At 72.5% G+C, this 17927-nt stretch carries 14 protein-coding genes; 5 read left to right on the top strand and 9 right to left on the bottom strand.

Annotated elements, in window-relative coordinates; translation table 11 throughout:
• Positions 1-69: 69 nt before the first annotated feature.
• Positions 70-1926 carry a glycoside hydrolase family 3 protein gene (locus ACZ5CW_RS07860; RefSeq protein WP_468599349.1) on the bottom strand — a complete coding sequence of 619 codons (1857 nt, stop codon included), beginning with the start codon at positions 1924-1926 and terminating at the stop codon, positions 70-72.
• Between the two features lie 368 nt (positions 1927-2294).
• On the opposite strand from ACZ5CW_RS07860, the gene aroA reads away from it, so the two are divergent.
• Entirely contained in the window at positions 2295-3530 is a 1236-nt protein-coding gene (gene aroA, locus ACZ5CW_RS07855; RefSeq protein ID WP_468599347.1) for a 3-phosphoshikimate 1-carboxyvinyltransferase, read from the top strand.
• Between the two features lie 37 nt (positions 3531-3567).
• Here aroA and ACZ5CW_RS07850 read toward each other — a convergent pair whose 3' ends face one another.
• Together ACZ5CW_RS07850 and ACZ5CW_RS07845 are read right to left on the bottom strand one after the other, a co-directional pair.
• Entirely contained in the window at positions 3568-4368 is an 801-nt protein-coding gene (locus tag ACZ5CW_RS07850; protein WP_468599345.1) for a sugar phosphate isomerase/epimerase family protein, read from the bottom strand.
• 18 nt (positions 4369-4386) lie between these two features.
• Complete coding sequence (locus ACZ5CW_RS07845; protein ID WP_468599343.1) at positions 4387-5319, bottom strand: bifunctional helix-turn-helix transcriptional regulator/GNAT family N-acetyltransferase; 933 nt, start codon at positions 5317-5319, stop codon at positions 4387-4389.
• A gap of 258 nt (positions 5320-5577) precedes the next feature.
• Here ACZ5CW_RS07845 and ACZ5CW_RS07840 point away from each other — a divergent pair, with 258 nt between their 5' ends.
• The gene (locus tag ACZ5CW_RS07840; RefSeq protein ID WP_468599341.1) at positions 5578-7005 is read left to right on the top strand and encodes an alkaline phosphatase family protein; all 1428 of its coding nucleotides are present in this window, start codon (positions 5578-5580) and stop codon (positions 7003-7005) included.
• 288 nt (positions 7006-7293) lie between these two features.
• Here ACZ5CW_RS07840 and ACZ5CW_RS07835 read toward each other — a convergent pair whose 3' ends face one another.
• Positions 7294-8340 (bottom strand): LacI family DNA-binding transcriptional regulator, encoded by a 1047-nt coding sequence (locus ACZ5CW_RS07835; protein WP_468599339.1) that lies wholly within the window; start codon positions 8338-8340, stop codon positions 7294-7296.
• A 255-nt stretch (positions 8341-8595) separates the two neighbouring features.
• Between ACZ5CW_RS07835 and ACZ5CW_RS07830 the strand changes: the two genes are divergently transcribed.
• The 3 genes from ACZ5CW_RS07830 to ACZ5CW_RS07820 are packed head-to-tail and all read left to right on the top strand — an operon-like array spanning position 8596 to position 11731.
• Positions 8596-9747, top strand: coding sequence for a Gfo/Idh/MocA family protein (locus ACZ5CW_RS07830; RefSeq protein WP_468599336.1), 1152 nt, complete (start codon positions 8596-8598; stop codon positions 9745-9747).
• Complete coding sequence (locus ACZ5CW_RS07825) at positions 9744-10895, top strand: dihydrodipicolinate synthase family protein (RefSeq protein WP_468599334.1); 1152 nt, start codon at positions 9744-9746, stop codon at positions 10893-10895. Before ACZ5CW_RS07830 ends, ACZ5CW_RS07825 begins: the two co-directional genes overlap by 4 nt.
• Complete coding sequence (locus ACZ5CW_RS07820; protein ID WP_468599332.1) at positions 10892-11731, top strand: sugar phosphate isomerase/epimerase family protein; 840 nt, start codon at positions 10892-10894, stop codon at positions 11729-11731. The genes ACZ5CW_RS07825 and ACZ5CW_RS07820 overlap by 4 nt, the downstream gene beginning before the upstream one ends.
• 184 nt (positions 11732-11915) lie before the next feature.
• On the opposite strand, the gene rbsD is transcribed toward ACZ5CW_RS07820, so the two are convergent.
• The 5 genes from rbsD to ACZ5CW_RS07795 form a co-directional block, all read right to left on the bottom strand.
• On the bottom strand, positions 11916-12305 hold the full coding sequence (rbsD, locus tag ACZ5CW_RS07815) for a D-ribose pyranase (protein WP_468599330.1): 390 nt from the start codon (positions 12303-12305) through the stop codon (positions 11916-11918).
• Positions 12302-13279, bottom strand: a complete 978-nt coding sequence (locus tag ACZ5CW_RS07810) for a ribokinase (protein WP_468599328.1) — start codon at positions 13277-13279, stop codon at positions 12302-12304. Before ACZ5CW_RS07810 ends, rbsD begins: the two co-directional genes overlap by 4 nt.
• Positions 13280-13364: 85 nt before the next feature.
• Complete coding sequence (locus tag ACZ5CW_RS07805) at positions 13365-15311, bottom strand: ABC transporter permease/substrate-binding protein (protein ID WP_468599326.1); 1947 nt, start codon at positions 15309-15311, stop codon at positions 13365-13367.
• The gene (locus tag ACZ5CW_RS07800) at positions 15301-16821 is read right to left on the bottom strand and encodes a sugar ABC transporter ATP-binding protein (protein WP_468599324.1); all 1521 of its coding nucleotides are present in this window, start codon (positions 16819-16821) and stop codon (positions 15301-15303) included. Before ACZ5CW_RS07800 ends, ACZ5CW_RS07805 begins: the two co-directional genes overlap by 11 nt.
• The gene (locus ACZ5CW_RS07795; protein WP_468599322.1) at positions 16818-17915 is read right to left on the bottom strand and encodes a LacI family DNA-binding transcriptional regulator; all 1098 of its coding nucleotides are present in this window, start codon (positions 17913-17915) and stop codon (positions 16818-16820) included. The genes ACZ5CW_RS07800 and ACZ5CW_RS07795 overlap by 4 nt, the downstream gene beginning before the upstream one ends.
• Positions 17916-17927 lie beyond the last annotated feature (12 nt).

Genomic DNA, 17927 nt, shown 5'->3' with positions numbered 1-17927 from the left:
CCCCTCCAGCGTGGCCCGGGCACCGGGGCCACGCCAGCCGTTCGGGAGGGTTTCCGCCTGTCGAGGGTGTTACGCCCGATGCGCTGCGTATGTCTCGTACGACAGCCCGTGCCCGATCGGGTACAGCACCTGCGTCGGATCGTCCGCCCGTTGCACCGGCACCGGCAGCCTCCCGCGCGGCGACACCCGCCCGGCGATCACCCGGGCGGCGGCCCGCAGTTCGACATCGGTCCAGCAGTAGGTCGCCAGGCAGCCCTTGACCTGGGGCAGGTGGGCGACGTCGTAGGGGTTGCGGACGGCCACCGCCACCACCGGCCGGCCCGTCGCCAGCAGCCGCTCCACCAGCGTCCGCTGCGCGCTGCCCGCCGTCACGTTGTAGGTGGCCACGACCACCGCGTCCGCGTCCTGCGCGGCCGTGACCGCCTTGGTGACGGTCGCGGCCGAGGGGGCGGTGCCGGTCGACAGGGCCGTGGCGGTGAAGCCCAGTTCGGTGAGGGCGGCGGCCAGCACGCCGGTGGGCGGGCCGGTGGTGCCGGACGGGGAGGCCGGGTCGGCGCCGACGACCAGGATCCTGCGCGCGGTGCGGCGGTCCAGCGGAAGCAGGCCGCCTTCGTTGACCAGCAGTGTCGTGGTGCGCTCGGCGATCCGGTCGGCGGCGGCCAGATGGGCCCGGGTGCCCACCGCGCGGTCCACGCCCGCCCGGCTGCCGTACGGGTGGTCGAAGAGTCCGAGCCGGGTCTTGAGGTGCAGGATGCGCAGGATCGATTCGTCCAGGCGGGCCTCGGTCAGCTCGCCCTCCTGGACGGCCTTCAGGACCGCGTGCCAGGCCACGTCGATGGACGGCGGGTTGAGCAGCTGGTCGACGCCGGCCTTGAGCGCGAGCACCGGCACCCGGTCGTCGCCGTACTTCGTGCGGACGCCCTCCATGCCCAGCGAGTCGGTGATGACGACGCCGTCGTAGCCGAGTTCACCGCGCAGGATGCCGGTGAGGATCGGGTGGGACAGGGTGGCCGGGTCACCGGAGTCGTCGAGGGCCGGGAACTGGATGTGCGCGGTCATGATCGAGTCGATGCCCGCCCGGATCGCGGCCCGGAAGGGCACCGCGTCCAGCTCCTCCCACAGTTCCCGGCTGTGCGTGATGACCGGGAAGCCGTAGTGGCTGTCGACGGCGGTGTCCCCGTGGCCCGGGAAGTGCTTGGCCGTCGCCGCGACCCGGGACGCCTGATAGCCCTTCACCTCGGCGGCCACCAGCCTGGCCACGGCCTCCGGGTCGGCGCCGAAGGACCGTACGCCGATGACCGGGTTGGCCGGGTTGACGTTCACGTCGGCGTCGGGGGAGTAGTCCTGGTTGATGCCCATCGCGCGCAGCTCGGCGCCGGAGATCCGGCCGAGGGTGCGGGCGTCGGAGCGGGAGCCGCCCGCACCGATCGCCATGGCGCCGGGGAAGAGGGTCGCGGGCTTGCCGACCCGGCAGACGGCGCCGTGCTCCTGGTCGGTGGCGATGAGCACCGGCAGTCCGCGCGGCTGGTCCAGGGAGGCCCGCTGGATGCCGTTGGACAGGTCCGCGATCTGGTGCGGGTCACGGGTGTTGTGGGCCCAGGTGAAGTAGATGATGCCGCCCACCCGGTACCTGGCGATCAGCTCGGCGGCGGTACGAACCCCGATCTCCTTGAGGTTGGCGTCGACGTCGGCCTGGTCGGGGGCGGTGGCGGAGTGGCCGTAGGCCCGCATCACGAAGAGCTGGCCGACCTTCTCCTCCAGCGACATCCGGGAGATCAGGGCACGCAGGCGAGGGTCGTCGGCGGTGGCGGCGCGGGCGGTCGTCGGTACGGTCAGCGCGGCGGTGAGTCCCGCGGTCGCGGCGAGGACGGCGCGTCTGGACGGCCGTGCGGTGCTTCCCGTGCTTCCCGTGCTGGTGTCGTGCACGTGTGCTCCTTCCAGAGGAGTACCGCTGAAGGAAACTTCCGAGGAGTCAGCAATATCCGGGAAGTTTCTTTCCGTCAAGGGAATGCACAGTACCGGCGGACGGGGCCGCCACCGGCGCATGGGAGGGGGGCGCGCCGGTGGCGGCGGGCTGTCGGCCGCGCCGCGGCTGAGAGGGTGGATCGGCGTTCGCGGCCAGTCGCGAAGGGCCGACACCACGGCACGGAGACTCGTCCGGCAACCTGGGCGTTGGACGAACCGGGGTGGCGACGGGTTCCCGGCGCGAGCGGGCCGGCCGCCGCCGAAGCGGGGGGCGGTCCAGCCCCTGGACATCCGTGACCGGATCGCGGACCAGCGGTCATCATGCGGCCATGCCCGCAGTCGACATCCCCGGTTCCAAGTCCATCACCGCCCGCGCGCTCTTCCTCGCGGCCGCCGCCGACGGCGTCAGCACCCTCCTGCGGCCCCTGCGCTCCGACGACACCGAGGGCTTCGCCGAGGGCCTGACCCGGCTCGGCTACCGGGTGGGCCGCACCCCGGAGGCCTGGCAGGTGGACGGCCGCCCGCAGGGGCCCGCGCTCCCCGCGGCCGACGTCTTCTGCCGCGACGGTGCCACCACCGCCCGCTTCCTGCCCACCCTGGCCGCCACCGGCCACGGCACCTACCGCTTCGACGCCTCCCCGCAGATGCGCCGCCGCCCCCTCGGCCCGCTCACCCGTGCCCTGCGCGCCCTGGGCGTCGACCTGCGGCACGAGGAGGCCGAGGGCCACCATCCGCTCACGGTCCGGGCGGCCGGGGTCGAGGGCGGCGAGGTCGTCGTGGACGCGGGCGAGTCCTCCCAGTACCTCACCGCGCTGCTCATGCTGGGCCCGCTCACCCGCCGGGGCCTGCGGATCCGCGTGACGGACCTGGTCTCGGCGCCCTACGTGGAGATCACGCTCGCGATGATGCGGGCGTTCGGCGTCACGGTCGTCCGGGACGGCGCGGTGTACGACGTCCCGCCCGGCGGCTACCGGGCCACCACCTACGCCGTGGAGCCCGACGCCTCGACCGCGAGCTACTTCTTCGCCGCGGCGGCCGTCACCCCGGGCCTGGAGGTCACCGTGCCGGGCCTCGGCGCGGCGGCGCTCCAGGGCGACCTGCGCTTCGTCGAGGTGCTGCGGCGGATGGGCGCGGAGGTGGAGGTGGCCGAGGACCGGACCACCGTACGCGGCACGGGAGTGCTGCGCGGGCTCACCGTGAACATGCGGGACATCTCCGACACCATGCCGACCTTGGCCGCGATCGCGCCGTTCGCCGCCGCCCCGGTCCGCATCGAGGACGTCGCCAACACCCGGGTGAAGGAGTGCGACCGGCTGGAGGCCTGCGCGGACAACCTCAGGCGGCTCGGCGTGGACGTGGCGACCGGCCCCGACCGGATCGAGATCCGGCCGGGCCGGCCCGCGCCCGGGGTCGAGATCAAGTCCTTCGGCGACCACCGCATCGTGATGTCCTTCGCGGTGACCGCCCTGCGCACCCCCGGTCTGTCGTACGACGACCCCGCCTGTGTACGCAAGACGTTCCCGGGCTTCCACGAGGCGTTCGCGGCGTTGCGCACGACCGGCTGACCGGGGCCGCGCCCCCGAAGGGGCGCGTGGGAAGCGCCTATGCCGCCTCGCCCAGCAGCCGTGCCAGGTGGTCCCGGCCCGCGCCCAGCAGCCCGGGAAGCGGGGCGGCGCTCTCGTACCACCGCTTCTCGTACTCCCAGCACAGCCAGCCGTCCCAGCCGTGCCGGGAGAGGACGTCCACGCACTCGGTGAGCGGCAGCACACCCGCGCCGAGCGGCAACGGGGTGGTGTCCTCGGCCGAGGAGATGTCCTTGACCTGCACATACCCCAGGTGGGGGGCGAGGGCGGCGTACGTCTGCGAGGGCTGTTCGCCGCCCAGCCAGGTGTGCATCACGTCCCACAGCGCGCCCACCCGCCGATGGCCGACCGGGCCGAGGATCCGGATCGCGTCGGCGCCGGTGCTGTGCGAGTCGTGGGTCTCCAGCAGGATGCGGACGCCGAGCGCCGCGGCGTCCTCGGCGGCGGTGCCGAGCCGCCGGGCGGCGACGGCGTCGGCCTCCTCGCGGGGCCGGCCGGGGTCGGCGCCGGGGAAGACGCGGACGAAGGGCGCGCCCAGGTCATGGGCGAGCTGGAGGAGACCGCGGATCTCCTCCAGCACCGGACCGTCGTCGCCGGGGGCGGCCACGCGTGCGTACCCGGCGATGCCCAGCACCTCGATCCCGGCGCCCTTGAACAGGGTCGCGGTCTCGGCGCGGTCGGCGGGGGAGAGGCCGGGGTGCACCGGTTCCTCCGGATGGGCGCGCAGTTCGACGCCGTGGTAGCCGTGTGCGGTCGCGAGCGCCAGGACCTCCGGGACGGGCAGGCCGGGGACGCCGAGAGTGGAGAACGCCAGCTTCATGGGCACCGAAAGTACCCCTCAGTCGCCGGATCCATGCAACTCCAGCCGCCAGTCCTGGCCGACGAGATCCTTGCCGAAGGAGCGGTGCGGTTTCTCGGCGACGAGGACGAAGCCGTGCCGCTGGTAGAGGTGGCGGGCGCTGCTGAGTATGTCGTTGGTCCACAGCACCAGGTCGCGGTAGCCGACCCCGCGCGCGAAGTCGACGACGGCCCGCACCAGCCGGTCGCCGATGCCGTGCCCGCGCGCCTCGGGCTCGACGATCAGCAGCCGCAGTCGCGCGGTGCCCGGCGCGTCGTCCCGTACGCACATCACGCACCCCACCGGGCGGCGGTCCAGCTCGGCGATCCACACCCGCTCCAGATGCGGGTCGTGGTCCTCCGCGAAGTCGGCGACGATCCGGGCGACGAGGCCTTCGTAGTCGGCGTTCCAGCCGTACTCGGCCGCGTACAGGGCGGCGTTGCGCTGCACGATCCAGCCCAGGTCACCGGGGTGCGGCTCGCGCAGCACGACCTCCGCGGGGGCCGGGGCGGACTGGTCCCGGAGAATCCCCCGAATGGTCCGCATGGCTTCGGCCAGCCGTGGCCGGTCCGCCGGGTCCACGGTGTCGAGCAGGGTCCCGACCGTGTCCCGGGCCCGCTCGTCCAGCAGCCCGGCGGCCTCCCGTCCGCGCGCGGTGAGCCGGACCCGCCGCCGGCGCGGATCACTGTCCGACGGGCCGCGCTCGATCAGCCCGCCCTCCTCGAACTTGTTCAGGATCCGGCTCAAGTACCCCGCGTCCAGGTCGAGCCGGGTGCGCAGATCGGCCGCGTCGAGATGCGCGGCGTGGGCGAGTTCGTACAGCACGCGCGACTCGGTGAGGGTGTACGGGGCGTACAGGTGGCGGCCGTAGTCGAGGGCTCCGATGAGGCCCGTGTAGAAGCGGTTGAACGAGCGGATGTCCTCGATGGTCATGAGCACGCCCTCGGATAGTTGACTGAGTCAGAGATATCTCCGAGCGTACGCCTCCGTCCGCGTCCCCGTGAAGATGCCGTGACGCCGGTGACGGCCCGGCCGCGTGCGGGCGACATTCGACCGGTAAATGTCATGACTTTGCCAAGTGCAGGGCGCACGTTGTCCGCATGTTCATCGCCGGCCACTGCCGCCGCTCGGCTCCCGACGCGGACAGTGGCTTGCGCTCCAGTCCACGTGATCGCTCAAGAAGGGGCATCCATGGCCGAGTTGACGCGTCGTAGGCTCCTGGGCTCCGCCGCCGGCACGCTGGGCGGCGCCGCGGCGCTCTCCCTCCTCCCGCCGAGCGTCCAGAAGGCGGTCGCCGCCGAGCCGCCGCGGCACGGCTCGCTGCGCGACATCGAGCACGTCGTCCTGCTGATGCAGGAGAACCGGTCCTTCGACCACTACTTCGGCACGCTCTCCGGTGTACGCGGCTTCGCCGACCCGCACGCGCTCAGACTCGACGACGGGCGCAGCGTCTTCTACCAGCCGGACGCCCAGAACCCCAAGGGGTACCTGCTGCCCTTCCACCTCGACACCCACACCTCCAGCGCCCAGGCCATACCGTCCACCAGTCACGCCTGGTCGGTGCAGCACGAGGCCTGGAACGGCGGCAAGATGGACCGGTGGCTGCCGGCCCACCGCAAGGCCGACGGCGTCAACGGCCCCTACGTGATGGGCTACTACACGCGCGAGGACATCCCGTTCCAGTTCGCGCTCGCCGAGGCCTTCACCGTCTGCGACAACTACTTCTGCTCGGTGTTCGGGCCCACCTGGCCCAACCGGCTGATGTGGATGACCGGCTCGATCGACCCGGGCGGCACGCAGGGCGGCCCGGTCATCAACAACAGGGCCCCGACGCCGTACCGCTGGACGACCTACGCCGAGCGGCTGCAGGCGGCCGGGATCAGCTGGAAGGTCTACCAGCAGGACGACGACTACGGCTGCAACATGCTGGAGCAGTTCGCCACCTTCAGGAACGCCCAGCCGGGTTCCGACCTCTACGAGCGCGGGGTGCGTCCGCAGCCCGAGGGCACCTTCGAGGACGACGCCCGGAACGACCGGCTCCCGGCGGTGAGCTGGATCATGCCGACCAGCTACCAGTCGGAGCACCCGGACTTCCTGCCGGCCGCGGGCGCGGACTTCGTGGCGTCGAAGATCGAGGCGATCGCGTCCAACCCGAAGGTGTGGCGCAAGACGGCCTTCATCCTCAACTACGACGAGAACGACGGCCTCTTCGACCACGTGGCCCCGCCCACGCCTCCCGCGGGAACGAAGGACGAGTTCATCGGCGGCCTCCCGATCGGCGGCGGCTTCCGGGTCCCCGCGATCGTCGTCTCGCCCTGGACCGTGGGCGGCTGGGTCGCCACGGAGGCCTTCGACCACACCTCGGCCCTGCGGTTCCTGGAGTGCTTCACCGGCGTGGAGGAGCCGAACATCAGCGACTGGCGGCGCGCGGCCTTCGGCGACTTCACCAGCGCCTTCCGCTTCTCCCACCGCCGCCCCCACCCGCCCCGCCTGCCGGACGACACGGCGGAGCAGCTGGAGAAGGCGAAGGAGGAGGTGGAAACCCTACCGAAGCCGACCCTCCCGGGCGCCGACCAGACCTTCCCCCACCAGGAACACGGCCACAGACCCCACCTGTAACCCCCAACCCCAGGGGCGCCGGGATCTGCCCGGCGCCCCCGGAAGGTCGTCCACTCACCCCACCTCAGGGGCGCGGGGATCTGCGCGCCCAGCCACATCCGACCGGCACCGGCCGGATCGAAGCGAGGACCCCCGGCGCCCCCGGAAGGTCGTCCACTCACCCCACCTCAGGGGCGCGGGGATCTGCGCGCCCAGCCACATCCGACCGGCACCCGGCAACGGCCCGCACCCCCGCCCCCGGCCCCGTCCCCGCCCCCCAGCAGACGGCAGACGGTTGCCGACAGCCACTCACCCCCGCGGCACCCCGGAGGACCCCCGCACCATCAATTCCCCCCGCACCGACGCGATCCCGCCAGGCGGCGGTTCCTCCCTGCCCATCGCGATACGTCCGGCCCGCGCCCCCGCCTCCGACAACGGCAGCCGCACCGTCGTGAGCGACGGCACCGCGTCGATGCTGAACGGCAGGTCGTCGAAGCCGGCCACCGACACGTCCTCGGGGATGCGCAGGCCGGAGTCGCGCAGGGCGGCGCACGCACCGAGGGCGACGGAGTCGTTCGCCGCCACGATCGCCGTCAGCGCGGGATCACGGCGCAGCAGCTCCAGCGTGGCCTCGTAGCCGGACCGCCGGTCGTAGCGGCCGTACACCGTCCAGCGCGGGTCCTCCTCGATGCCCGCCGCCTCCAGCGCCGCGCGGTGACCTTCCAGGCGGTGCCGCGTCGTCGTGCGTTCCTCGGGTCCGGCGATGTAGCCGAGGCGCCGGTGGCCGAGGCCGATGAGGTGGTCCGTCAGCGCGCGGGCCCCACCGCGGTTGTCGAAGGTGAGGGCGACGGCCTCGGTGTCCGGCGCCGGCGGGCGCCCGCACAGCACCACCCGGGTCCCGGCCTCCGACAGCTTGCGCAGCTTCGCCGCGACCGCCGCCGCGTGCGGCACGTTCTCCACGGCCCCGCCGGTCAGCACCACGGCCGCCGCCCGCTGCCGCTGGAGCAGGGTCAGGTACGTCAGCTCGCGCTCCGGAGATCCGCCCGTGTTGCAGACGACCGCCAGCCGTTCCCCGCCCGCACGCCCGCCCGGCCCCCCGATCTCGGCCTGGATGGCGCTCGCCATGATCCCGAAGAACGGGTCGGCGATGTCGTTGACGAGGATGCCGACCAGATCGGAGGTGGCGGCGGCGAGCGCGCTGGCGGGGCCGTTGAGGACGTAGTCCAGTTCGTCCACCGCCCGCAGCACCCGCTCGCGCGTGGACGCGGCCACCGGGTAGTTGCCGTTCAGTACGCGCGACACCGTCGCGGGGGAGACCTGGGCGCGGGCCGCCACGTCCGCCAGGGTCACCGTCATCTCGTCGTCCTCCGGTCGCGCATCATGTCGTACGCCCTCGTAGACAGCCAGGCCCCGGTCCTGGTTCCGAGGGACTGTCGAGCAGACCTTAAAGCCCCGGACCCCCGTTGTTCGCCCCCTCGAACAACTCGAAGAGGACACGGTCTTGTACAGACCACCGTTCAGAGGCTAGCTTCTCATCAGATAGAAAGCGCTTGCTGCACTACCGACGCTGCTGCTGAACCCGGGCGCGCGGCGCCCATGAAGGGGACTGACGTGACACGCAAGACGGTGCGTATCGCCATGAACGGTGTGACCGGGCGCATGGGCTACCGCCAGCACCTCGTCCGGTCGATCCTCGCCCTGCGCGAACAGGGCGGCCTCGACCTCGGCGACGGCACCGTGCTCTGGCCCGAACCGATCCTGCTCGGCCGCCGCGAGCACGCCCTGCGGGAGATCGCCGCACGGCACGGCCTGGAACACGTCCCCACCGACATCGACGCCGTCCTCGCCGACCCCGCCGTCGACATCTACTTCGACTCCCAGGTCACCTCCGCCCGCGAGGAGTCGCTCAGGAAGGCGATCGCGGCCGGCAAGCACGTCTACACCGAGAAGCCCACCGCGACCGGCCTCGACGGCGCCCTCGCCCTCGCCCGCCTCGCCCACGAGAAGGGCATCAAGCACGGCGTCGTCCAGGACAAGATCTTCCTGCCGGGCCTGCTGAAGCTGAAGCGCCTCATCGACGGCGGCTTCTTCGGCCGCATCCTCTCCGTCCGCGGCGAGTTCGGCTACTGGGTCTTCGAGGGCGACTGGCAGCCCGCCCAGCGCCCCTCCTGGAACTACCGGGCCGAGGACGGCGGTGGCATCGTCGTCGACATGTTCCCGCACTGGGAATACGTCCTCCACGAGCTGTTCGGCCGCGTGAGGTCCGTGCAGGCCCTGGCCACCACCCACGTCCCGCAGCGCTGGGACGAACAGGGCAAGCCCTACGACGCCACCGCCGACGACGCCGCCTACGGCATCTTCGAACTCGAGGGCGGTGCCATCGCCCAGATCAACTCCTCCTGGGCGGTCCGCGTCAACCGGGACGAACTCGTCGAGTTCCAGGTCGACGGCACCGAGGGCTCGGCGGTGGCCGGCCTCAGGAAGTGCCGCGCACAGCACCGCAGCGCCACGCCCAAGCCCGTCTGGAACCCGGACGTCCCCACCACCGAGGTCTTCCGCGACCAGTGGCAGGAGGTGCCGGACAACGCCGAGTTCGACAACGGCTTCAAGGCCCAGTGGGAGCTGTTCCTCAAGCACGTCTACGCCGACGCCCCCTACCACTGGGACCTGCTCGCCGGCGCCCGCGGCGTGCAACTCGCCGAACTGGGCCTGAGGTCCTCCGCCGAGGGCCGCCGCATCGACGTCCCGGAGATCTCCCTGTGACCCTCCAGCTCCCCGCCCCGGACGGCACCTTGCGGACGTACGAGCCGCGCACCGAACCCCTCGCACCGACCCCCGGCACGCCCTTCACCTCCCGTACGGTCTTCTCCGCGGCCCACGTCGTCGCCGACCCGTACGCGGACGTCTCGCCCGACTCGCCCGCCGCCGTCGACTGGGACGCCACCCTCGCCTTCCGCCGCCATCTGTGGTCCCACGGCCTCGGCGTCGCCGAGGCGATGGACACCGCCCAGCGCGGCATGGGCCTGGACTGGGCGGGCGCGGCCGAACTGATCCGCCGGTCGGCGGCGGAGGCGAAGTCGGTCGGCGGCCGCATCGCCTGCGGGGTCGGCACCGACCAGATCACCGGCGGATCCCTGGCCGGGATCAGGGCGGCCTACGAGGAACAGCTCGCCGTGGTCGAGGAGTCGGGCGCCCAGGCGATCCTGATGGCGTCCCGGGCCCTGGCCTCCGCCGCCTCCGGCCCCGAGGACTACCTGGAGATCTACGGCCACCTCCTGCGCCAGTCCGCCGAGCCGGTGATCCTGCACTGGCTGGGCCCGATGTTCGACCCGGCGCTGGCCGGCTACTGGGGGTCGGCCGGCCTCGACGCGGCCACGGACACCTTCCTGGAGGTCATCGCCGCCCACCCCGACAAGGTGGACGGCATCAAGGTGTCGCTGCTGGACGCGCGGCGGGAGATCTCCCTTCGCCGTCGCCTCCCCGACGGGGTCCGCTGCTACACGGGCGACGACTTCCACTACCCCGAGCTGATCGCGGGAGACGACCAGGGCTTCAGCCACGCCCTGCTCGGCATCTTCGACCCGCTGGGCCCGCTCGCGGCCGAGGCGGTACGCGTCCTCGACACCGGGGACACGGCCGGTTTCCGGGCACTCCTCGACCCCACCGTCGAGCTGTCCCGCCACCTCTTCCAGACCCCCACCCGCTTCTACAAGACCGGTGTGGTCCTCCTCGCCTGGCTCGCGGGCCACCAGGCGCACTTCACGATGGTCGGCGGCCTGCAGTCGGCCCGCTCCCTCCCCCACCTCGCCCGCGCCTACGAACTCGCCGACGGCCTGGGCCTGTTCCCGGACCCGGGGCTCGCCGAGGAACGCATGAAGACCCTGCTGTCGCTGTACGGGGTGAACCGATGACCGGCACCGGACTCGAACGCTTCTCCATCAACCAGATGACGGTGAAACAGCTGTCACTGCCGGAACTCGTGGACGCCTGCGGCCGGTCGGGCATCGGCCAGGTGGGCCTGTGGCGCGAGCCGGTCCGGGCGTACGGCGTGGAGGAGACCGCCGAGCTGGTCCGGGACGCGGGCCTGACCGTGACGACCCTGTGCCGGGGCGGCTTCCTCACCGCGACCGACCCGCAGGAGCGGGCCGCGGCCCTGGCCGACAACCGCCGCGCGGTCGAGGAGGCGGCCACGCTCGGCACGGAGGTCCTGGTCCTGGTCTCGGGAGGCCTCCCGCCCGGCGCCAAGGACCTGGGGGCCGCGCGGGAACGCATCGCGGACGCACTCGGGGAACTGGGCCCGTACGCCGAGGACCACGGCGTCCGCCTCGCCGTCGAGCCGCTGCACCCCATGTACGCGTCCGACCGCTGCGTGGTCTCCACCCTCGCCCAGGCCCTGGACATCGCCGAACGCTTCCCCGCGCACCAGGTCGGGGTGACCGTGGACACGTACCACATCTGGTGGGACGACCAGGCCCCCGCCCAGATCGCCCGCGCGGGCGCGGCGGGCCGCATCCACACCTTCCAGCTCGCCGACTGGACCACCCCCCTCCCCGAGGGCGTCCTCAACGGCCGCGGGCAGATCGGCGACGGCTCGATCGACATGCGCGAGTGGAAGAGACACGTGGAGGCGGCCGGCTACACGGGCCCGATCGAGGTCGAACTCTTCAACGAGGAGTTGTGGGCCCGGGACGGCCGGGACGTACTGGCGGAGACGGCGCGACGGTTCGTGGAGCACGTGATCCGCTAGCGGCGAAAAAAATGTGACGTCCCGTGCAACCCTTCCCGCGCCTTGGGTGTCGTACCTGTCATCAGAACCCCGGGAGGGGACCCGGGGGGGATTCGTGGGGTTCTGGTACGGAGGGGAAAACCGAGGGGGCGTGCCCAGGTCGACGGACCGGGAACGCCCCCTCGAAACGTCCGGGCGGCAGGCCCTAGAAGAACACCCCGCAGCGCAGCAGTACGTTGGCGTACGGGCGGGCCTCGCCGGTGCGCACGACGAGCCGGGCCCCCGCCGACAGCTCCTTCAGGCGCTCGTGCGGGACCAGCGCCAGGCCGGGGAAGTGCCCCTCCAGAAGCGCCGTCGCCGCCGGATTGGCCGCCCGTACCTCCTCCGCCGCCGTGGCGCCCTCCACCACCAGCTCGGCCAGCAGGCCGTCCAGGACCTCGGCGAACGACGGAACTCCGGCCCGGAACGCCAGATCCACCACGCGCGGCCCGTCCGGGATCGGCATGCCCGCGTCGCACACCAGCACACCGTCACCGTGTCCCAGAGCGGCGAGGGCGCCCGACAGACGGCGGTTGAGAATGCCCGCCTTCTTCACAGCGACTCACCTCGCGGTGACGCACCGGGCACCTGGCCGGCGGTCCGGGGATCGTCCCCCGGGACAGCACGGTGCAGCGCATCGACCTCCGCAGCCGTCGGGTACGACTCCTGCGCGCCCCGCCTGGTCACGGCCGCCGCGCCCACCCGCGCCGCGTAGGCCGCCGCCTCGGCCGGAGCGGCACCCGCCCCCAGCCGCCAGGCGAGCGCGGCCGTGAACGCGTCACCCGCCCCCGTGGTGTCCACCGCGTCGACCTTCACCGACGGCACCCGGGTCACGCCCGACCCGTCGCACACCAGCGCGCCCTCCGCGCCCAGTGTCACCACCACCGAGCGGGGCCCCTTGGCCAGCAGCAGCCGTGCCCAGTCCTCGGGCTCCTCGCTCACGCAGGCGTCACCGAGGATCACCCGCGCCTCGTGCTCGTTGACGATCAGCGGGTCGCAGGCGGCGAGCACCTCCGGCGGCAACGGGCGCGGCGGGGAGGGGTTCAGCACGAAACGGCTGCCGGGAGCCAGGTTCCGCACGACCTCCACGACCGTCTCCAGCGGGATCTCCAACTGCGCCGACACCACCCGCGAGGCGAGGAACAGGCTCACGGCCGCCCGGACGTCCGCGGGCGACAGACGGGAGTTGGCGCCCGGCGACACCACGATGCTGTTGTCCCCGGACGGATCGACCGTGATCAGCGCGACGCCCGTAGGCGCCCCGCCCACCAGCACGCCCACCGTGTCGACCCCGGCCGCCCGCAGGGAGTCGAGCAGCAGCCGGCCGTGCCCGTCGTCGCCGACCCGTGCCAGCAGGGCCGTACGCGCCCCGAGCCGGGCGGCGGCGACGGCCTGGTTGGCCCCCTTGCCGCCCGGGTGCACGGCCAGGTCGCCGCCGAGCACCGTCTCGCCCGCGGCCGGCCGCCGCTCGACGTCGATCACCAGGTCGGCGTTGGCCGAACCCACGACCAGGAGGTCGTAGTCGTACATCAGTTGACTCCCCTGAGAGATGACTTCGGACGGACGGCCGCCCCGGACTCCGTGCCCGGTGCGGCCGTCCGCCCGTCCGTCCTTGTCAGCCGCTGAAACCGGCCACGTTGTCCTTCGTGACCACCTTCACCGGCACCTTCACGGTCGGCTCCACCTTCTTGCCCTGGACCGCCCTGAGCGCGTTGTCCACGGCGATCCTCCCGAGCTGGCTCGGCTGCTGGGCGACCGACGCGTACAGCGTGCCGTCCTCGACCGCCTTCAGTCCGTCCGGGGTGCCGTCGAAGCCGACCACCTGGACCGACCTGCCGGCCTTGGAGCCGAGCGCCTTGATCGCGCCGAGGGCCATCTCGTCGTTGGCGGCGACGACGCCCTGCACGTCGGGGTGGGCCTGGAGCAGGTTCGACATCACGTCGAGGCCCTTGGTGCGGTCGAAGTCGGCGGGCTGCTGGGCCAGCACCTGGATGCCCGGGTAGGCCTTCAGGCCCCGCGCGAAGCCGGCCGCCCGCTCCCGGGCCGCCGAGGTACCCGCCTGCCCCTGAAGGATCACGATCCTGCCCTTGCCGCCCAGCTTCTCGGCGATCGTCTTCGCGGCCAGCTCACCACCGGCCACGTTGTCGGAGGCCACCAGGGCGTCCACGGAGGCGTTGTTGACGCCCCGGTCGACCGCGATGACCGGGATCCCGGCCTTGTCGGCGGCCTTGACCGAGTTGCTCGCCGCGTCCGAGTCGACCGGGTTCACGATGACCGCGCCCTGGTCGGACGTGGTGAAGTTCTGCAGCTGGTTGGCCTGCTGGGAGGCGTCGTTCTGGGCGTCCGTGACGGTCAGGTCCACGCCCAGCTTCTTCGCCTCGGCCTGGGCGCCCGCCCGGATCTGCACGAAGAACGGGTTGTTGAGCGTCGAGAGCGACAGGCCCATCTTCGGGGTCGTCGACGAGGATCCGCCGTGCAGGAAGGAGGTCGCGCCGACCACCGCCACCGTCACCACGGCCGCGAGCCCGTACGTCGCCGCCTGCCTGCCCTTGTTCCCGCCGCCCGTACCGGCGGCCACCGGGGTCGCCCCGGCCTTGCGGCGCACGGTGTCCAGCAGCACCGCCAGCGCGATGACGACACCGATCACGACCTGCTGCCAGAACGCGGACACGTTCAGCAGGTTGAGGCCGTTGCGCAGCACCGCGAGGATCAGCGCGCCGATCAGCGTGCCCGACGACTTGCCGGTGCCACCCGCGAGCGAGGCGCCGCCGATGACGACCGCGGCGATCGCGTCCAGCTCGTAGCCGTCGGCGGCCTGCGGCTGCGCCGAGGACAGCCGGGAGGCCAGCACGATGCCCGCCACCGCGGCGAACACCCCGGACAGGGCGTAGATCGCGAGCTTCTGCTTCTTCACCCGCAGGCCCGACAGCCGCGCGGCCTCCTCGTTGCCGCCGATCGCGTACATGGAACGGCCGATGTACGTCCGGCCCAGCACGAACGCCGCGATGAGGCCCATCGCCACCATGACCAGCACCGGCACCGGCAGCCAGTCGCCGAGGGTGTCCCCGAGGTGCGAGACCGAGTCCGGGAACGGGATGGGGACGCCGCCGGAGATCACCAGGGACAGGCCGCGCGCCACCGACAGCATCGCCAGCGTCGCGATGAACGGCGGCAGCTTGCCGTAGGCGATGAGGAAACCGTTCACCAGGCCCGCCGCCACGCCCGTGGCGACGGCCAGCACGACCGCCAGGAACACCGGCACGCCATGACTCGTGGCGCTCCAGGCCAGCACCGTCGCCGACAGCGCGGCCACCGAACCGACCGACAGGTCGATGCCCGCCGAGACGATCACGAACGTGACACCGAAGGCGAGGATCGCCGTCACGGCGGCCTGGACGCCGATGTTGAGCAGGTTGTCCGTCGTCAGGAAGTCCCCGGACAGCGCCGACAGGGCGATGACCAGGACGATCAGCGCGGTCAGCGCGCCGTTGTCGAGGAGCAGCCGGCGCAGGCCGCCCGGGGCGCTCGCGCCCGTTGTGCTCTTGAGCGTGTCAGCGGCCACGGGTGGCCTCCTTCTCGGTGGTCGGGGTGGAGACGGCGAGCGCCATGACGGCGTCCTGGGTGGCCTCGTCGGCCGCGAGTTCACCGGCGATCCGGCCCTGGGCCATCACCAGGACCCGGTCGCTCATGCCGAGCACCTCCGGCAGATCGCTGGAGATCATCAGCACGGCGGCCCCGGCTGCCGTGAGTTCGTTGATGAGCTGGTAGATCTCGACCTTCGCGCCGACGTCGATACCGCGCGTCGGCTCGTCGAGGATCAGCACCTTGGTGTCGGCCAGCAGCCACTTGCCGATGACGACCTTCTGCTGGTTGCCGCCGGACAGGGTCCGCACATGCTGCCCGAGGCCCGCCATGCGCACGCCCAGCTGCCCCGCGATCCGCTCGGCCGCCGTGTGCTGTGCCTTGCGGTCGACCAGCCCGGCCCGGGTCGCCGACCGCATGGTCACCAGCCCCAGGTTCTCCTCGACGGAGGCGTCCAGCACGAGCCCCTGTCCCTTGCGGTCCTCGGGGACGAGCCCGATCCCGGCCGCCATCGCCGCGTTCACGTCGTGCCGCCGCAACGCGCTCCCGGAGACCTTCACGACCCCGCCGTCGTACGGGTCCGCGCCGAACACGGCCCGCACGACCTCGGTCCGCCCGGCCCCGACGAGGCCCGCGATGCCGACGACCTCACCGGCGTGCACCTCGAAGCTCACGTCGTGGAAGACGCCGCCCCGGGACAGCCCCTCGACACTGAGCAGCGCGGCGCCCTTCTCGGGCCGTCGCCGCGGATACTGCTGCTCGATGGACCGCCCTACCATCAGCCGTACGAGTTCGTCCTCGGCCGTGGCGGCGGGCACCTGCCCGACGCTCCGCCCGTCCCGGATGACGGTGACCCGGTCACCCAGGGCGGCGATCTCCTCCAGGTGATGGGTGATGAACACGATCCCCACGCCGTCCGCGCGCAGCGAGCGCACGATGCCGAAGAGCTTGTCCACCTCCTCCGAGGTGAGCACGGCGGTCGGCTCGTCCATGATGAGCACGCGCGCGTCCAGGCTGAGCGCCTTGGCGATCTCGACCATCTGCAGCCGTGCGATACCGAGTTCCCGCACACGCGCGCGTGGCGAGACAGGGACGCCCACGCGCGCGAGGAGCACCTCGGCGTCGGCCTCCATCCGCTTCCGGTCGATCATCCCGAAGCGACGCGGCTGCCGCCCCAGGAAGATGTTCTCGGCGACGGTCAGATCGGGCACCAGATTGAACTCTTGGTAGATGGTGGCGATCCCGAGCCGCTCGGCGTCCTGGGCGCCATGGATGCGCACCTCCTCGCCACCGGCCAGAATCCGCCCGGAATCGGGTGTGTAGGCGCCGGAGAGCATCTTGATGAGGGTGCTCTTGCCGGCGCCGTTCTCACCGAGCAGCACATGCACCTCGCCCCGGCGCAGGTCGAAGTCGACTCCGTCGAGCGCGACCACGCCGGGGAAGGTCTTGCGTATGCCCTCGATGCGCAGCAACTCGTCCGGGTTGCTCACGACGTGCTCCTTTGCACTGGGGAGGGGGACTGCGTGGGGGAAGGGGGTGTGGCGGAAGAGGTCCGCACGGCCGAAGGGGCCGGTGCGGCGGCGGCCGGTGCGGGCGGCTCGCCGCACGAGCGGCGTACGACGAGCCGGGCGGCGAGGGTGACGGACGCGGGCGGCCGTCCCTCGATCCGGTCGACCAGGGCCCGTACGGCGGCCCGGCCCAGCTCGCCCGTGGGCTGGGCGATAGCGGTGACCGGTGGATCGGTGTGCACGAACCACGGGATGTCGTCGAAGGCGGCCAGCGCGATGTCGTCCGGCACCCGCAGTCCGCGCGCGCGGATGGCGTCCAGGGCGCCGAGGGCCATGAGGTTGTCGGCCGCGAAGACGACCTCGGGCGGCTGGGGAAGATCCAGGAACCCCTCGGTGACCCGCCGCCCGCTCTCGGCCTGGAAGTCGCCCTGGCCGGTGTAGACGTCCGGGAGGGGCATCCCGTACTCCGCCATGGCCTCCCGGAAGGCCGCGACGCGCTCGCTGCCGGTGGTGGTGGCCGCGGGGCCCGCGATGATCGCGAGCCGCCGGTGCCCCAGTCCGTGCAGATGCGCCACGAGATCCCGGATGGCCGCCCGCCCGTCGGCCCGCACGACGGGCACGTCCACGCCCGGGATCCACCGGTCCACGAACACCATCGGGGTCCCCGCGCGCGCGGCGTCCAGCATCAACGGCGACCCGCCGTCGGTGGGGGAGACCAGGAGCCCGTCGATCCGCCGGTCCAGCAGGTTGCGCACATGATGGTCCTGCAGGTCCGGCCGCTCGTCGGCGTTGCCGATGATCACGCTGTAGCCGAGAGCGCGGGCCTCCTCCTCGACGGAACGGGCCAGCTCGGTGAAGTAAGGATTCAGTACGTCGCTGATGACCAGGCCGAGGGTGTGGGTCTGGTCGGTGCGCAGAGACCGGGCGACGGCGTTCGGCCGGTACCCCAGCGCCTCCACGGCGGCCATCACCCGCGTGCGTGCGTCGGCACTGACCGAGGGGTGCTCGTTCAGCACCCGCGACACCGTGGCCACGGACACCCCCGCCGCGGCGGCGACGTCCTTGATACTCGCCATCCCCGACCCACC

The sequence above is a fragment of the Streptomyces sp. NPDC031379 genome, assembly GCF_055569615.1.
The sequence above is the reverse complement of the archived record's forward strand: the minus strand, read 5'-3'. Positions and strand labels throughout refer to the sequence as shown.